Below are 16,090 nucleotides of genomic sequence, written 5' to 3'. Positions count from 1 at the left end.
GAGTTATTTTGTAAATATTATCTTTAGAACATATATTTTCAATTTCAATGGTTAAATTTATAGTAGAGAAGGTATAATATAACATATCTTCTTTATTATATTTGTATAAAATAGTGATAATATATTGAAAATATGGTAATCTAAAATTATAATAGAAGTATAACTGGTAATAACAACATTATAAGATAATGAGGAAGAATTTTAGTATAATTTTATTAAAGGAAAGGAGAAAAAAATGAGAACTATTGATAAAACCAGTAGAGTACCACTATATTTACAGCTAATGGACATAATAATATATAAAATTGAAAATACCATGGAAAAAGGAGATAAATTACTTTCAGAAAGAGAAATATGTGATAAATACGATGTTAGTAGATCCACTGTAAGGCAGGCTATAAGTGAATTGGAAAGAGATGGATATATATATAAGATGCATGGTAAAGGGACTTTTGTAGCTGATAAGGAAGTACATCAAGATTTAGTTCAATTTTATAGTTTTACTGATGAAATGAAAAAATTAGGGAAAACACCAACTTCTAAAATATTAGATTTTCACATTATTAAAGCTACTAGTAGCTTGAGTAAAAAAATGGAGATTATGGAAGGAGAACCTCTTTATCAATTAAAGAGATTAAGACTGGCAGATAAAGTACCAATGATGCTTGAAACTACCTATATACCCTATAATAGATTTAAGGGAGTTAGTGAAGAAAAGTTAGAGAGAAAACCATTGTATGAAATTTTAAGAGAAGAATATGATTTAAAAATAGATATGGCTGAAGAATTTTTCAGACCTATTTTGACTAATTATGATGAATCTGAAATCTTAAGAATAAAAGAAGGTAGTCCTAGTTTAAAAATAGCAAGATACACTTATGAAAAAAATAAAATAATAGAATATACTATAAGTATTGCAAGAGGAGATAAATTTAAGTACAGAGTTAAACTGGATAATACCAATTAGTGTAACGTATTCATGAACATAAATATATTTTTTATATATTTAGAAGTGTTTAAATATAAGGAGAAATGTTAAAAAATTTTTCCTTGACTTTAGATTTTTTTCTGTTACAATAAATTTTAAATAGTTTTAAAATTGAAATATTCAAATAGATAAAAAGCAATATTATAATTTATAGTTATGATATGTAATATAGGTTATATTAATAAAAAATTATATTTTGGAGGAGAATTATGGAATTGATCGCTAGAAAAGTTAATGTAGGACAATTACAATTTAAAAATTATTATTTTAGCTGGGGCTTTTATTTTAGCGCTAGAACTTTGTCTTACAAAAAAATATTTAAATACTTTTCTAATGAGAAAATTACAAATTCAAAAACCTACAGTTTGGTAGGTTAATACTAAAATAAATTTTAGTAAGTAAAAGAGTCTCATTAAGAGGCTCTTTTTTTTTATAAAAATTATTAACCCAAAAAAGGAGATGTAAAAATGGTAGTAGTATTACAAAACAATTTATCAGAAAAAGAATTAGAAAACATTAAGAAAAAGATTAGAAAATTAGGGAATATAGAAATTAGAGAGGTTAAAGGTGATAAATACCGCATATTAGGTCTTATAGGGGATACTAGTAGTTTAGATCAAAAAGAAATTACTTGTATGAGTGGAGTTGAAAAAGTTATGCATGTACAAGAACCTTTCAAAAAAGCTAATAGAATTTTAAATCCACAAAACTCAGTTATAGATATACTAGGAAATAAGATAGGTGGAAAAAAATTAAGTATTATAGCAGGTCCCTGCTCTGTAGAAAGTGAAGAACAAATTGTAGAAATTGCTAAGAATGTAAAATCTGGTGGAGCATCTTTCTTAAGAGGTGGAGCTTATAAACCAAGAACATCTCCTTATAGTTTCCAAGGGTTAAAAAGTGAAGGATTAGAATTATTAAAGATTGCAAGAAAAGAAACTAAATTACCTATAGTTACAGAGATTATGTCTCCTAAATTAGTAGAAAAATTTCAAGAAGATGTAGATGTAATTCAAGTTGGGGCAAGAAACATGCAGAATTTTGATTTGCTTAAAGAGCTTGGTAAGACCAACAAACCAATACTTTTAAAAAGAGGATTAAGTGCTACTATAGAAGAACTTTTAATGTCAGCTGAATATATAATGTCAGAAGGTAATGAAAATGTAATACTTTGTGAAAGAGGAATTCGTACATTTGAAAAATATACTAGAAATACATTAGATTTAAGTGCTATTCCAGCTATAAAAAAATTAAGTCATTTACCTGTAATTGTAGATCCAAGCCATGCTGCAGGATTATGGTGGATGGTAGAACCATTAACTAAAGCAGCTATTGCTGTTGGAGCAGATGGAATTATAGTAGAAGTTCATAATGATCCGGAAAATGCTAAATGTGACGGAGCACAATCTATAACACCAAAGAGATTTAATAAATTAATGAATGATTTAAAAGATATTGCAACTGCAGTTGGGAGAGAAATATAAAATGGATTTTTCAGATTTTAATATATCTATTGTAGGCTTAGGACTTATAGGAGGGTCCTTTGCCAAATCTTTAAGAAAATGTGGGTTTAAAAATTTATGGGCTATAGATATAAACCAAGAGAACTTAAGAAAAGCTGAAGAGCTAAATATAATAGATAAAGGGTTTACAAATCCAAGTATTCCTTTAAGTAAATCTGATATTACAATAATATGCTTATATCCTGAATTAGTGGTAAAATTTATACAGGACAATTTAAAAAATTTTAAAGAAAATTCTATAATAACAGATGCTACAGGAGTTAAATCTAATATTGTTGAAGTAATTCAAAATTTAATCCGTGATGATATAGACTTTATAGGGGGCCATCCTATGGCAGGAAAAGAAAGCAAAGGATTTGATATTTCATCAGCAAAGATATTTGAAAATGCAGATTATATTTTAACTCCTACTATGAGAAATAAGCCAGAGAATATTAAATTATTAAAAGAAATAATTAAAGAAATGAAATTTGAAAAGATAGTAGAAACAAGTGTAAAAGACCATGATGAAATGATAGCATATGTAAGTCAACTTCCTCATATAATAGCTACTTCTATTATGAACAATAGTATGGCCGATAAAGAAAATATATGTTCAGGTGGAAGTTTTAAAGATATTACAAGAGTTTCAAATGTTAATTCTGATTTATGGGTAGAACTTTTAATTGAAAACAAAGATAATGTTGTAAAACAAATAAAGGATTTTATAACTCAATTAGAAGTAATAGAAAATTTAATAGATTTAAAAGATTACCATAAATTAAAAGAGATATTTGATAAAGGTCGGGAAAATAAAGAGAGGATATGATATAGGTGAAAAGTCTAAGTATAAATTTGCCAGATGAAAATTATAATATTTTTATTGAAAAAGGTTTGTTAGATAAAGTTGGATATAAGATAAAAGAAATATATAAAGGTGAAAAAATAGCAATAGTTACAGATGATAATGTATATAGAATATATGGAGATAAAATAAAAAATATATTAGAAAAAATTAATTTTAAAATAAAGTTTGTTGTTATAGAAAATGGAGAAAAGAGCAAATCAATTACTGTACTTCAAGATATATATAACGGATTTTTAGATTTTAATCTTACAAGAAGTGATCTTATAATAACTTTTGGTGGTGGAGTTGTAGGTGATATAGGCGGATTTGCTGCAGCTACATTTTTAAGAGGGGTACCATTTATACAGATTCCGACTACCCTTCTTTCTCAAATTGACAGTAGTGTAGGTGGTAAAGTTGCAGTTAATTTAAAAAGAGGAAAAAATTTAATAGGAAACTTTTATCATCCTAAAGCTGTATTTATAGATCCTAAAGTTTTGAAAACTTTAGATAAAAGAGTATTTAATGACGGATTAGGTGAATGTATAAAGTATGGATGTATAAAAGATGAAAAGCTTTTTTCAAAGCTTGAAGGCTATAAGTCTTATGAAGAGTTATATAATGATATAGAGTATATAATACATAGATGTTGTAGTATAAAAAAAGAATTTGTAGAAGATGATGAAAAAGATACCGGAAAAAGAATGATACTTAATTTTGGACATACAATAGGTCATGCCATAGAAAGATACTTTAATTATAGTTTATATACTCATGGAGAAGCAGTTGCTATTGGAATGTACATGATGACAAATAGTTCAGAAAAAATAGGAGAAACAAACACAGGTACAGCAGAAAAAATAAAAAAATTATTAATAAAATACAACTTGCCTTATGCTTCTAAAAAAGTTGATATAGACAAAATTGTAGAAACAGTTAGCTTAGATAAAAAAAGAAAAGGAAACAATATAAATCTAATTTTAATTAAAAGTATAGGGGAAAGCTTTATAAAAAAAATAAAAAAAGAAGAAGCTTCAAAATATGTAATTAAAGATTAATAATTATTTTAAAGTATTTATATATGTTTAAATAAAACTATTATATTGTAGTAATTTCAAAGTTCTAGTGAGGTTTGTTGTGTTTTTACAGTAGACTTTATATATATTTTAACCCTAAAAAGTAAGAAATTTTAAAATTTATAAAATAAGTAGGTGAAGTTTTGTGAAAAATTTAAAAATAGAGCCCTGTAATTTAAATGGTAAGATAGAAATACCTCCTTCTAAAAGTATGAGTCATAGAGCTGTAATTTGTGCTAGTTTAAGTGAAGATAAAACTAAAATTCAAAATGTTATTTTTTCTAAAGATATAATAGCAACTTGTGAAGCTATGAAATCTTTAGGAGCCAATATAGATTGTATAAAAGAAAAAAAAGAAATTTATATAAAAGGTAGAAATAAACTTCAGTTAATAAATAATGTAATTGATTGTAATGAGTCTGGTTCTACAATAAGATTCTTAATTCCAATAGCTCTAACACAAAATAATAAAGTAACATTTAAAGGTAAAGGAAAACTAGTAGAAAGACCACTAGATGTATATTATAAAATATTTGAGGAAAAAGGAATTGAGTATAAAAATTCAAAGGGTAAACTTCCCTTAGAAGTAAAGGGACCTTTAACAGCTGGAACTTTTAAAGTAAGAGGAGATGTTAGTTCACAATTTATAACTGGATTACTATTTTCATTACCACTTTTAGATAAAGATTCAAAAATAATAATTACAACTACTCTTGAATCTAAAGGATATGTAGATTTAACTTTTGAAATGCTTAATAGGTTTAATATAAAAATAGAAAATAAAGATTATAAAGAATTCTATATAAAAGGTAATCAGAAATATTCTAGTAAAGATTATAAGGTTGAAGGAGATTTTTCACAAGCAGCATTTTTTTTAGTAGCAGGACTCTTTGGAGGTGATTTAACATGTTCTAATATACATAAAGATTCACTTCAAGGGGATAAAGCTATTTTAAAAATAATAAAAGATATGGGTGGAGACATAGATATAGAAAAAGATAAAGTTAAAGTTTTTAAATCAGAGACAAAGGGAACTGAAATTGATGTATCACAATGCCCAGATTTAGTTCCAGTTCTTTCAGTACTAGGAGCATTAAGTAAAGGAAAAACTAAAATAGTAAATGCTAAAAGATTAAGAATAAAAGAATGTGATAGACTAAAAGCTATGGCAACAGAGCTTAAAAAAATTGGTGCAGATATTGAAGAATTAGAAGATGGTCTTATAATTAAAGGAAAAGAAATATTAGAAGGTGGCAAAGAAGTAGATAGCTGGAATGACCATAGAATAGCTATGGCACTTGCTATAGCATCAATAAAATGTGAAAAAAGTATTTTCATAAAGAATTCAGATGCAGTTAAAAAATCTTATCCTAGTTTTTGGGATGATTTTAAAATGCTTGGAGGTAAAGTTTATGAGTGCAGTATGGGGAAAGAACGTTAAAATATCTATTTTTGGTGAATCTCATGGAGAAGCTATTGGAATAGTTATAGATGGATTACCTAGTGGATTAGATTTAGATTTAGATTATATAAAATATGAAATGAAAAGAAGAGCTCCAGGTAGTAATCCTATTTCAACAGCTAGAAAAGAAAAAGATGAATTTAATATATTAAGTGGATACTTTGGAGGAAAAACTACAGGAACACCTTTATGTGCTATGATAAAAAATAGTGATAAAAAATCAAAAGATTATTCTAAAATAAAAGATGTAATGAGGCCAGGTCATGCAGATTTTACAGGTAATGCTAGATATAAAGGATTCAATGATTATAGAGGTGGAGGACATTTTTCAGGAAGAATAACAGCTCCTATAGTTTTTGCAGGAGCAGTAGCAAAACAATTATTAGAAAAAAAAGGTGTAATTATAGGAAGTCATATAAAATCAATTAAAGATATTGAAGATGATAGTTTTGATTTTTGTAGTATAAAAGAAGAAAAACTAAAAAGATTAAAGGAAGAAAAAATTCCTACTATAAATAAAGATAAAAAAGATGAAATGGAAAAAATAATTTTAAAATCAAAAGAAAAAGGAAATTCTGTAGGAGGAGTAATAGAATGTGCTGCTATTAATTTAGATGTAGGATTAGGAAATCCCTTTTTTGATTCTATAGAGAGCGTAATGTCACATTTATTATTTTCAGTCCCAGCAGTTAAAGGAGTAGAATTTGGAGCAGGATTTGACATAACTGAAATGTTTGGATCAGAATCTAATGATGAATTTTATTATGATGGTGATGGTGTTAAAACCTATAGTAATAATAATGGAGGAATATTAGGAGGAATAACAAATGGGATGCCACTGATTTTTAGATGTGCTATAAAACCAACACCTTCTATAGCAAAAAGTCAAAGAACTATAGATATAAGTAAAAAAGAAAACGTAACTTTAAATGTTAATGGTAGGCATGACCCTTGTATAGTCCAAAGAGCTATTCCAGTAATAGAATCAGTAGCGGCTATTTCATTATTAGATTTTTATTTAAGTAAGGCACATTAAAAAAATAAATAAGTCAGTAAGCTAGTCTATTTTGCAAACTACTTTTTCCTTAGAACCTACTAATAAAGAAACTATTAGTAGAACCTAAGTCATTGTATTTTACAAGATATTCGTGGCATCTTTGACTTACTATTTATTTTAATATGCCTAAAAATTAAAAGTAGGTGTTTTTGTGGGTAAAAATAAATTAAATGAGCTAAGAAACAAAATAGATGATATAGATAAAAAATTAATAGATCTCTTTGAAGAAAGAATGAATATTGCAAAGGATATAGGAGCATATAAAAAAGAAAATAATATTGCTATATTTAATGGGGAAAGAGAAAAAGAGGTTTTACAAAAAAACGTAAATAGATTGAAAGATAAAAATCTAAAACTATATGCTGAGGAATTTTTCCAAAATACAATGAGTATAAGTAGAAAATATCAGGGAGATAAAATACTAAATAAAAATTTAGCTAAAGAAAAAGAAGATAAAATTTATAAAAATAAAAAAGATAGATTAATATTTAATGAAAAAAATAAAATAGGGTTCCAAGGAGTAAGAGGTTCTTTTAGTGAACAGGCATTACTTGATTATTTTGGAGAAGAGGTAGACACTTTTAATTTTGAAACTTTTGAAGATGTTTTTGTGAATTTGGAAAATAAAATTATAGATTATGCAATACTTCCTTTAGAAAATTCTTCTACTGGAGCTATATCTGATGTGTATGATTTATTAAGAAAGTATGGTTTTTATATAGTAGGGGAAAAGTGTATAAAAGTAGAACATAATATTCTTGGAATAAAAGGAAGTAAAATTAAAAATATAGAGGAAATATATTCTCATCCTCAAGCATTTCAACAAAGTAATAAATTTTTAAAGGATTATAAAGAGGTTAAATTAATACCATATTATAATACGGCTATAAGTGCAGAATATATAAAAAATCAAAAGGATTTAAGTAAAGGATGTATAGCTAGTAAAAGAGCTTCAGAAATATATGGATTAGAAATTTTAGAAAAAAATATAAATAATAATAAAAATAATCATACTAGATTCATTATAATAGGAAGAGATTTAATTAATGATGTTAATAATAATAAAATAAGTGTAGTGTTTTCTTTAGAACATAAAGTGGGAACCTTATATAATGCATTAAAATATTTTTCAGAAAATCATATTAATATGCTTAAAATAGAATCTAGACCTACAGGGGATAAAAATTGGACTTATTTCTTCTATATAGATTTTGAAGGTAATAGTCAAAATAAAGAAGTTTCAAAGGCAATAGAGTTAATAAAGCAAAATAGCCAGTATTTTAAAATATTAGGAGAATATATTAAAGATCAAGTTTGTGAATAGAAGTTTGGAGGGATAATTTTGAATATATATGGTTTATTAGGAAAAAAGCTTGGACATAGTTTATCCCCAGAAATACATAAACTAATATTTGAAAAATTAAATGTTAATGGAATTTATAATTTATATGAAGTAAGTGAAAATAATATTAAAGATGTAGTAGATAAAGTTAAAGATTTCAATATAAAAGGCTTAAATGTTACTATACCTTATAAGATTAAAGTTATGGACTATATGGATGAAGTGTCTAAAGAAGCAAAAAAAATAGGTGCTATAAATACTATAGTTTTAAAAAATAACAAAATGATAGGATATAATACAGATTATTATGGCTTTGGCATGATGCTTAAAAAATTTAAAGTAGAAGTTAAAGATAAAATTGTAGTAGTTTTAGGAAGTGGGGGAGCTTCTAAAGCTGTAGTTCAGTATTTAAAAGATAAAGGTTCAAAAAAGATTATAATTGTAACTAGGAATATAAAAGAAGCTCAGTGTAAATTTAAAAATTGTGAGTTTATCACTTATAATGATTTAAAAAATGTAACCAATTCAGAAATTATAGTAAACTGTACACCAATAGGAATGTATCCTAATGTAGATAACTCAATTGTAGAGGAAAATATTCTAAAAAATTTTAAAGTTAGTGTAGATTTAATATATAATCCTTTAGAAACGTTGTTTTTGAAAAAATCTAAAAAAGTAGGAAATACCTCTGTTAATGGATTGTATATGTTAGTAGGGCAGGCTATAAAAGCTCAAGAACTATGGAACAATATTAAGTTTGATGAAGAAATAATAGATGAAATATATGATAAATTAGTAGAAATTATATAGGTGATTTAAATGAAAAAAAATATAGTTTTAATAGGAATGCCAGGCTGTGGTAAGACTTCAATAGGAAAAATATTGTCAGAGAAAATTAACTTAGAGTTTTATGATGTAGATAAATATATTGAAGAAATGACAGATGAATTAATTTCTAGTTTGTTTAAAAAAGGAGAAGAATATTTTAGAGATGCAGAAAGTAGTGCTATAAAAGAGATATGCAAAAAAGAAAATATTGTTATTTCTACTGGTGGTGGAGTAATAAAAAGAGAAGAAAATATTAAAGAGTTAAAAGAAAAAGGAAAAATATTTTTTATAAATAGACCACTTGAAAATATAATAAATGATATAGATACAGATTCTAGACCGCTACTTAAAGATAAAAAAAGTAATTTAATTAATTTGTATAATGAAAGATATGAACTTTATAAAAAATATAGTGATGTTATTATTAATAATAATTTAGATTTACATTCTGTAATAGATAATATTATTAGTAATATTAATAGATAAAATAACAAATTATATTTTATGTATTTATTATAGAAATAATAAGTTTTTTAGATTAATTTAAAATAAAGTACCATATATTAATGCTTGTTAGAGGTGATATATATATGAAAATTTTACTTATAAATGGACCTAATTTAAATATGTTAGGTATTAGAGAAAAAAACATATATGGAAATATGACTTATGATGAAATGTGCAGTTATCTTAATAAAAAAGCAGATAAATTAGAAATTGATTTAGATATAGTCCAAAGTAATGTAGAAGGAGAAATTGTTACATATATACAATCTGCATATAAAAAATATGATGGAATAATAATAAATCCCGCAGCCTATACTCATTATAGTATAGCAATTTATGATGCATTAAAAGCTGTTAATATGAAAGCTATAGAAGTTCATATTAGTAATATACATAAAAGAGAAGAATATAGAAAAAAATCAGTAACAGCAGGGGCTTGTATTGGCCAAATCTGTGGCTTTGGAATATTTTCCTATGTTATGGCTATGGAAGCTATGAAAGAACAAGAGGGCAGGTAATTTATTAAATTATTATAACTTATAGGCATGATAGTAAAAAATATAATTAAATAAAAAATATTAAGCCTATTATGTAGTATTTTAAACGTACTATATAATAGGCTTAATATTTTTCGTTATCTAAGTAAAAAGATATATTTTTATTTTAGTAAAACTTTCATATATAATACATCAAATTAATAAATAAGAAAATAATAATTAATATTGATTTTAATATAAATTGATTATTTATATATAGTTTATGTATTTGAAAGGTTGAAATAGATGAAAAATATATTTAAAATTTATTATTTAGATATTAAAAATATAATTACTAATTGGGTACTTTTAGTAGTTGTTTTAGGACTTATAATATTACCTTCTTTATATGCATGGTTTAATATAAAATCTTCTTGGGACCCTTATGGAAAGACTAGTGGAATATCTATAGCTGTAGTTAATAAAGATAAAGGTGCTACATTTAAAGAAAAAAGTATAGATATAGGAAAAGAATTAGTTAACAATTTAAAAACTAACAAAAAAATAGGTTGGAAGTTTGTAGATTATAATGAAGCACAAGAAGGAGTTAAATATGGTAGATATTATGCTAGCATAGTTGTTCCAGAAGATTTTTCACAAAAGATACTTACAATAGTAGAAGATAACCCTGAAAAACCAGATTTAATATATTCTGTCAATGAAAAAATAAATGCTATAGCACCTAAAATTACAGATAAAGGTATAACTAATGTTCAGGCAGAGCTTACGAAAACTTTTGTAGAAACTGTTAATGGAATAATATTTAATTTATTTAATAAATTAGGCATAGAAATAGAAAAGAGCAAACCAAAACTTAAAGACATGATGAATATAATTTTTTACATAGATAAAAAATCTCCAGAAATAAATAAAGCTATAGATAAAGTACAAAAAGGAGCATTGACTTTAAGAGAATTTATAGATGAAATAAATGTAAATATGCCTTCAATAGAAGATGTCTTAGAAATTAGTAATGATATATCCGTAAAAAGCAAATCTTTTTTACAAAAATCTAAAGATACATTTAAAAAAGTATCTCCATTTATAAAGGATGATTTAATTGTTATAAAAGATGTATTAAGCACTTCTAAAAAGATTTTACCAGGGACTATAGATTATATAACAAATAATAAATCCAATATAAAAGAGAAGCTTATAAAAGTTAAAGGTAATCTTAATTTTGTAGTAGATAAAATAGAGGACATAGAAAAGATACTAACTTCAATGAATAAAAAAGAAAATAATTATAATATAAATAAATTTAAAGGGGATATTTCTTTAATTCAAGATAAAATAAAGTACAAAACAACTATAATAGATAAAATTATTCAAATTATAAATAAAGGTGAAAATCCTTCTTTAGACTTATTAAAAAGATTAGATAGTGAATCAGATGAAATTAATGATTTATTAGATAAAAGTATAAAAAATTATGATAGTAAGATTGCACCTTCTATAAATAAATTAGCTGATAATTTAATAAAAGTAGCTGATGAAACTCTAGTTATTACAAAAGAGATAAATAAAGATTTACCAGAAATAAAAAAAATAATAAATAATGTAAAAAATGATTCTATAAAAGGTAAAAAATATATGGATACATTAAAGAAAAAACTTCCATATATTCAATTAGATATCCATAAACTTAGTGATAAATTGAAAGAACTAAATGATGATGAAAAGTTAAATGAAATGATAGAGTTATTAAAAAATAATGCTAAAAAGGAAAGTGAGTTTATAGCAAATCCTATAAATATAAAAGAAAATAGAATGTTTCCTATACCTAATTATGGTTCTGCTATGGCACCTTTTTTTACTGTTTTATCTCTATGGGTAGGTGCTTTGATACTGGTTTCTCTTATTTCCGTTGATGTTAAAGATTTAGAAAATAGATTTACATATAGACAGTGTTATTTAGGAAGATATTTAACATTTATGACTATAGCAGTATTTCAATCTTTAGTAGTTAGTTTAGGAGATATATATCTTTTAGGTGTATATAATACTAATAATTTAATGTTTGTATTATTTTCAGTTTTCATAAGTATAGTATTTTCTATGATAGTTTATACATTGGTATCTATATTTGGCAATATAGGAAAAGCACTTTCTATAATATTATTAGTACTTCAAATATCTGCATCTGGAGGAACATTTCCTATAGAGGTTACACCGGCATTTTTTCAAGCTATAAATCCTTTTTTACCCTTTACATATGCAATAACTTGTATAAGAGAGATATCGGGTGGTATAATATGGAATATACTATATTATAATTTTCTTATACTACTTATATATTTTATTTTATTTTTTATAATGGGAATTTTATTTAAAGAAAATGTAAATAAAATAAGAGAAAAATTTATTCATAAACTTAGAGAAGGAAATCTTATAGAACATTAATATTAAATTTTATTTTTTTAATTACAAAATTATTTTAAGTAACTATTTTGTAACTATTAATTATTTATTTGTAACTCGTAATTATTATAAAAGTAGTATATTTAAATTACAGAAATAATAGATACTATTAATAGGTATTATATTTATTATTAGGGGGTAATTAGAATGAAAAAATTAATAGGATTTACAGCGGCTAGTACATTATGTATATTGACCATTGCGTTACTTTCAACTATTGGTTAATAGGACTTTATATAGAATAAAATATAAAACCTATGGAATTAATTCCATAGGTTTTTTATATGTTCAAATTTCTAACTAATCAAAAATTCTTACGAATTTAATTGAGTATATATCAGCCATTACTAAGTCATTAGTATCAACTTCATCTATCAATATATAACTTATTCCAACTCCAACTAAAGTTCCTTCTCTATCAATAAGCATATTTGATCCTATTAAAAATTCTACTTTGATTTTTTTACCAATTTGAGTTTTTAAAAACCCTTGATTATAGTTTATATCATTTTGAATAGGTACTTCCGGTTGTAGTGGCATAGGTGCTGGTGGTATAGTCATCATAGGGGGCTGAGTTGGAGTTTCAGTTTGTGAAGGCATTGGAGTTTGTGTACTCATAGGTGGAGTAACATATGGTTGTTGTTGCCACCAAGGCATTGGTGTAGAAGTATTAGGCATATTAGGTGTTGCTCTATTCATTTCATAATTAGGTGAATCGCTCATATTATCATCTTCTGTATTATTAAAACAAGGATTAAAATTATATAACATCAAATTCCTCCTGAAATTTATTAATATCTAAGTTTGAGCATAGAGTTCAGTAGGGTTGTAAAAACAATGTTCACCTACTCTTACTTGAAAAGAACCTACTCCATTTGATGGAAAAAGATAAACGCATTTAGGTTTAAAAGGATTAAAATACCACAAGGAATATCCTATAGTAAAAAGTCTATTTCCTGACAAAGCCCAATCTGCAATTTGATAATGAATTTCCTCTGGCGGTGTTGCCCATATTGTTTGAGGGTTAGGGATACCTTTTATAACTCCTCTTACACAATCAAATTGGCCAGGTTGGTATATAATTTTTCTTACATCACCTTGACCTACCCTATGATACTCCCCATAAGGCACTCTCATTCTATTGGCAATAACTGTAGCTACAGCCTTCATGCCATTTTCTCCTTCTCCTCCAGCTTCACATTTGATTATTCTAGCTAGTAATTCCCTATCGGAATAAGCCATAGCTTATACACTCCTCTAATAGTTCTCATAATACTAACTTATTCAATAATTTAAAAAGTGTACTATATAATTATTAAAAAATATAGTTTACTATAAAAGGTAGTTAAAAGTTTTTTGAAATTACTTTACATATTTATTAAGATATGATTGTATGTAAGGAATATATGATAGATATATAGAAAAAAGCAAGAAGTTTTTTATTTATCATAAAAACTTCTTACTTTCATTTAAGTAGGTTAAAATAAATAACTAGAATGTATGTTAAGTTAGTTATTTATTTTAATATATTTTATTTTTAAATTATAAATGTATATAATTTTTATATTCTATATTTTTGTTTTTTAAAAAGATTTGGAACGTTTTAAAGCCATAAATACTGCGTTATATAATATAACTCCAGCTACAGTATTAGCTAAGGTAGAAGGCAATACTACCCCTGCAAATAAAGCAGTAAAAGGAGCAGGTAGTGAGAATAAAAGTAGAGCTGATCCTAAAAATACAGAACCACTTATTAAAGTTCCAATGATAGATATTATTGCAATTCTTACCTGAGAATTTAATTTAGTTTCAGTGAATTTAATTATTAAAAATAATATATGAAAAGTTACTAATTTATCTATAATATTAGGAAGTTGTCCTGCAGGAAAAGTAGTAGTAGCTGCTGTTAATAACCCTGAAGCTATACCAACAACTAGAGATGTTTTATAATCATTAGCAACCACCATTAAGGCAATAAACATCATAACTAGTGAAAAATCAGGTTTCATTCCTAAAAATATTGGTGGTGCTATTTGATGAAGAATCAATCCTATTGCTAAAAGTAGAGAACATATTGTTAATTTTTTTAATTTCATAATAAATAACTCCTTTCAAAATACCCTTTAAATTTAATAATCTATTATTGTAAAAATTATTCCATTGCCAATCAATATCTTCATTTCATAACATAACATCACCTCCATATAGCTTAAATTAATATTTTTAGACAAAATAAAAAATCCTCAATCCATATTAGGACGAAGATTAACTCGTGGTGCCACCTAAATTATGTTTAAATAGCTTAAAACTATAAAAACATCACTTATTTTAAGGTACTAACATACCCGATCCTTTTTAACGGTAGGCATCCGATAAATACTAATTTCTAAAAAGATTTCGCTTTATTTCTCACAGGGCCATTCACTAAAATTTATACTGTTAAGATTACACCATCCTTAACTCTCTAAGAATATAAAATTTCTAGTTACTCTTCCTGATCAAAGAATTTTTAATATGTTTTTTATAATTATAACACTTCATTTTTATTAAGTAAATAGAAATTTTAAATTTATTTTCCAAATTTTATTTGATTCCATAAATGCTATTTAGTAAATAGGTAGATTAGCTCATAAATCTTGAAAAAAATAGGAACAATAATAATAAATCAGATTATTAAATAGATTTTATCCTTAAAAAACTATTTAATAAGTTTACTAAGGAGAGATATTTATGAAAGTTATAAAAAGAGATGGAAGATTACAAAACTTTGATTTAGATAAAATAAAATTATCTATAGCTAGAATATCAGAAGAAGATGAAAGACCTATGAATTCTTCTGATATAGAGAATATATCTAAAACTATAAATAATTACATTTTAAATAATTATCCTGAAACTATAAATTCCTATGAAATAAAAGACATTATAGTAAATGAAATGAGAAACTATGGCTTTGGTCATCTTGCAAATTATTATGAAAATAATTTTATATAATATAAAGAGAGATGTCAGTTTTTTTTATTAAAAAATAAATATTTATAAGTTGACAAATTAATATATAGTGTATAGTGTATATATAGGAACTATACACTATATATTAATGTTTGAAGGAGACTAGCTATAGATGAAAATTTTGATATCTAATTCATCGCAACAGCCTATTTATGAGCAAATATCAAGCCAAATGAAGGCTTTAATAATAAAAGGAGAACTAAATCAAGGGGATGTGCTTCCTTCTATAAGAAAATTAGCAAAGGAGTTGCACATAAGTGTAATAACCACTAAAAGAGCCTATGAAGAACTAGAAAAAGAAGGTTTTTTGGAAACTGTTAAGGGAAAGGGTAGTTTTGTAGCTCCTCAAAATAAAGAACTATTGAAGGAAAAAAAGATGAAACTAATAGAGGAAAAATTAATGCTGGTAGTAGATGAAAGCAAAATGTTTGATATATCCTATGAAGAACTATGTGAAACATTAAAGATTCTTTATTACGAAGATTAGTTTCAAAAAATTTGAGGAGGATTAG

The 16,090-nt window shown here is 25.3% G+C and carries 17 protein-coding genes and 1 other annotated feature; of the genes, 14 read left to right on the top strand and 3 right to left on the bottom strand.

Translation table 11 applies throughout. The features are described 5' to 3' along the window. Positions 1–235 precede the first annotated feature (235 nt). The 12 genes from ABDZ71_RS18115 to ABDZ71_RS18060 all read left to right on the top strand — a co-directional run bounded on the left by ABDZ71_RS18115 (position 236) and on the right by ABDZ71_RS18060 (position 12,548). A complete protein-coding gene (locus tag ABDZ71_RS18115; RefSeq protein WP_343763996.1) occupies positions 236–967 on the top strand; it encodes a GntR family transcriptional regulator in 732 nt (243 codons plus the stop codon). 230 nt (positions 968–1,197) lie between these two features. After that, positions 1,198–1,365, top strand: a complete 168-nt coding sequence (locus tag ABDZ71_RS18110) for a hypothetical protein (RefSeq protein WP_343763994.1) — start codon at positions 1,198–1,200, stop codon at positions 1,363–1,365. A gap of 90 nt (positions 1,366–1,455) precedes the next feature. Continuing rightward, positions 1,456–2,472, top strand: coding sequence for a 3-deoxy-7-phosphoheptulonate synthase (aroF, locus tag ABDZ71_RS18105; RefSeq protein ID WP_343763992.1), 1,017 nt, complete (start codon positions 1,456–1,458; stop codon positions 2,470–2,472). A gap of 1 nt (position 2,473) precedes the next feature. After that, positions 2,474–3,319, top strand: a complete 846-nt coding sequence (locus ABDZ71_RS18100) for a prephenate dehydrogenase (protein ID WP_343763990.1) — start codon at positions 2,474–2,476, stop codon at positions 3,317–3,319. A 5-nt stretch (positions 3,320–3,324) separates the two neighbouring features. Further along, complete coding sequence (aroB, locus tag ABDZ71_RS18095; protein WP_343763988.1) at positions 3,325–4,395, top strand: 3-dehydroquinate synthase; 1,071 nt, start codon at positions 3,325–3,327, stop codon at positions 4,393–4,395. Between the two features lie 163 nt (positions 4,396–4,558). After that, the gene (aroA, locus tag ABDZ71_RS18090; protein ID WP_343763986.1) at positions 4,559–5,854 is read left to right on the top strand and encodes a 3-phosphoshikimate 1-carboxyvinyltransferase; all 1,296 of its coding nucleotides are present in this window, start codon (positions 4,559–4,561) and stop codon (positions 5,852–5,854) included. Continuing rightward, the gene (aroC, locus tag ABDZ71_RS18085) at positions 5,826–6,911 is read left to right on the top strand and encodes a chorismate synthase (RefSeq protein WP_343763983.1); all 1,086 of its coding nucleotides are present in this window, start codon (positions 5,826–5,828) and stop codon (positions 6,909–6,911) included. The genes aroA and aroC overlap by 29 nt, the downstream gene beginning before the upstream one ends. 172 nt (positions 6,912–7,083) lie before the next feature. Next, the gene (pheA, locus tag ABDZ71_RS18080) at positions 7,084–8,256 is read left to right on the top strand and encodes a prephenate dehydratase (RefSeq protein WP_343763981.1); all 1,173 of its coding nucleotides are present in this window, start codon (positions 7,084–7,086) and stop codon (positions 8,254–8,256) included. A gap of 18 nt (positions 8,257–8,274) precedes the next feature. Further along, entirely contained in the window at positions 8,275–9,084 is an 810-nt protein-coding gene (aroE, locus tag ABDZ71_RS18075; protein WP_343763978.1) for a shikimate dehydrogenase, read from the top strand. A gap of 9 nt (positions 9,085–9,093) precedes the next feature. Then, on the top strand, positions 9,094–9,588 hold the full coding sequence (locus ABDZ71_RS18070; RefSeq protein WP_343763976.1) for a shikimate kinase: 495 nt from the start codon (positions 9,094–9,096) through the stop codon (positions 9,586–9,588). Between the two features lie 104 nt (positions 9,589–9,692). Then, positions 9,693–10,127 (top strand): type II 3-dehydroquinate dehydratase, encoded by a 435-nt coding sequence (gene aroQ / locus ABDZ71_RS18065; protein WP_343763974.1) that lies wholly within the window; start codon positions 9,693–9,695, stop codon positions 10,125–10,127. A 264-nt stretch (positions 10,128–10,391) separates the two neighbouring features. Beyond that, the gene (locus tag ABDZ71_RS18060) at positions 10,392–12,548 is read left to right on the top strand and encodes a YhgE/Pip domain-containing protein (RefSeq protein ID WP_343763972.1); all 2,157 of its coding nucleotides are present in this window, start codon (positions 10,392–10,394) and stop codon (positions 12,546–12,548) included. A gap of 318 nt (positions 12,549–12,866) precedes the next feature. Here ABDZ71_RS18060 and ABDZ71_RS18055 read toward each other — a convergent pair whose 3' ends face one another. The 3 genes from ABDZ71_RS18055 to ABDZ71_RS18045 all read right to left on the bottom strand — a co-directional run bounded on the left by ABDZ71_RS18055 (position 12,867) and on the right by ABDZ71_RS18045 (position 14,662). Further along, complete coding sequence (locus tag ABDZ71_RS18055; protein ID WP_343763970.1) at positions 12,867–13,337, bottom strand: alginate lyase; 471 nt, start codon at positions 13,335–13,337, stop codon at positions 12,867–12,869. 27 nt (positions 13,338–13,364) lie between these two features. Next, positions 13,365–13,808, bottom strand: coding sequence for a cell wall hydrolase (locus ABDZ71_RS18050; RefSeq protein ID WP_343763968.1), 444 nt, complete (start codon positions 13,806–13,808; stop codon positions 13,365–13,367). A gap of 341 nt (positions 13,809–14,149) precedes the next feature. Beyond that, positions 14,150–14,662, bottom strand: a complete 513-nt coding sequence (locus ABDZ71_RS18045; RefSeq protein WP_343763967.1) for a tryptophan transporter — start codon at positions 14,660–14,662, stop codon at positions 14,150–14,152. Positions 14,663–14,817: 155 nt separating this feature from the next. After that, positions 14,818–15,077 (bottom strand) — a binding site (T-box leader). 219 nt (positions 15,078–15,296) lie between these two features. Between ABDZ71_RS18045 and ABDZ71_RS18040 the strand changes: the two genes are divergently transcribed. Together ABDZ71_RS18040 and ABDZ71_RS18035 are read left to right on the top strand one after the other, a co-directional pair. Further along, complete coding sequence (locus ABDZ71_RS18040; RefSeq protein WP_343763965.1) at positions 15,297–15,560, top strand: ATP cone domain-containing protein; 264 nt, start codon at positions 15,297–15,299, stop codon at positions 15,558–15,560. 130 nt (positions 15,561–15,690) lie between these two features. Next, positions 15,691–16,065 (top strand): GntR family transcriptional regulator, encoded by a 375-nt coding sequence (locus ABDZ71_RS18035; RefSeq protein ID WP_343763963.1) that lies wholly within the window; start codon positions 15,691–15,693, stop codon positions 16,063–16,065. Positions 16,066–16,090 lie beyond the last annotated feature (25 nt).

It is taken from the genome of Clostridium oceanicum, from assembly GCF_039521385.1.
GTDB classification, from domain to species: Bacteria; Bacillota; Clostridia; order Clostridiales; family Clostridiaceae; genus Clostridium_F; species Clostridium_F oceanicum.
Note: the sequence above shows the minus strand (reverse complement) of the source record. Positions and strands in the feature narration are given on the sequence as shown.

What these genes read in the sequence shown, in the direction of transcription:
- ABDZ71_RS18115 (WP_343763996.1), top strand. Translation starts at nt 236, where the DNA reads ATGAGAACTATTGATAAAACCAGTAGAGTACCACTATATTTACAGCTA.
- ABDZ71_RS18110 (WP_343763994.1), top strand. Translation starts at nt 1,198, where the DNA reads ATGGAATTGATCGCTAGAAAAGTTAATGTAGGACAATTACAATTTAAA.
- aroF (WP_343763992.1), top strand. Translation starts at nt 1,456, where the DNA reads ATGGTAGTAGTATTACAAAACAATTTATCAGAAAAAGAATTAGAAAAC.
- ABDZ71_RS18100 (WP_343763990.1), top strand. Translation starts at nt 2,474, where the DNA reads ATGGATTTTTCAGATTTTAATATATCTATTGTAGGCTTAGGACTTATA.
- aroC (WP_343763983.1), top strand. Translation starts at nt 5,826, where the DNA reads ATGAGTGCAGTATGGGGAAAGAACGTTAAAATATCTATTTTTGGTGAA.
- ABDZ71_RS18070 (WP_343763976.1), top strand. Translation starts at nt 9,094, where the DNA reads ATGAAAAAAAATATAGTTTTAATAGGAATGCCAGGCTGTGGTAAGACT.
- aroQ (WP_343763974.1), top strand. Translation starts at nt 9,693, where the DNA reads ATGAAAATTTTACTTATAAATGGACCTAATTTAAATATGTTAGGTATT.
- ABDZ71_RS18060 (WP_343763972.1), top strand. Translation starts at nt 10,392, where the DNA reads ATGAAAAATATATTTAAAATTTATTATTTAGATATTAAAAATATAATT.
- ABDZ71_RS18055 (WP_343763970.1), bottom strand. Translation starts at nt 13,337, where the DNA reads ATGTTATATAATTTTAATCCTTGTTTTAATAATACAGAAGATGATAAT.
- ABDZ71_RS18050 (WP_343763968.1), bottom strand. Translation starts at nt 13,808, where the DNA reads ATGGCTTATTCCGATAGGGAATTACTAGCTAGAATAATCAAATGTGAA.
- ABDZ71_RS18045 (WP_343763967.1), bottom strand. Translation starts at nt 14,662, where the DNA reads ATGAAATTAAAAAAATTAACAATATGTTCTCTACTTTTAGCAATAGGA.
- ABDZ71_RS18040 (WP_343763965.1), top strand. Translation starts at nt 15,297, where the DNA reads ATGAAAGTTATAAAAAGAGATGGAAGATTACAAAACTTTGATTTAGAT.
- ABDZ71_RS18035 (WP_343763963.1), top strand. Translation starts at nt 15,691, where the DNA reads ATGAAAATTTTGATATCTAATTCATCGCAACAGCCTATTTATGAGCAA.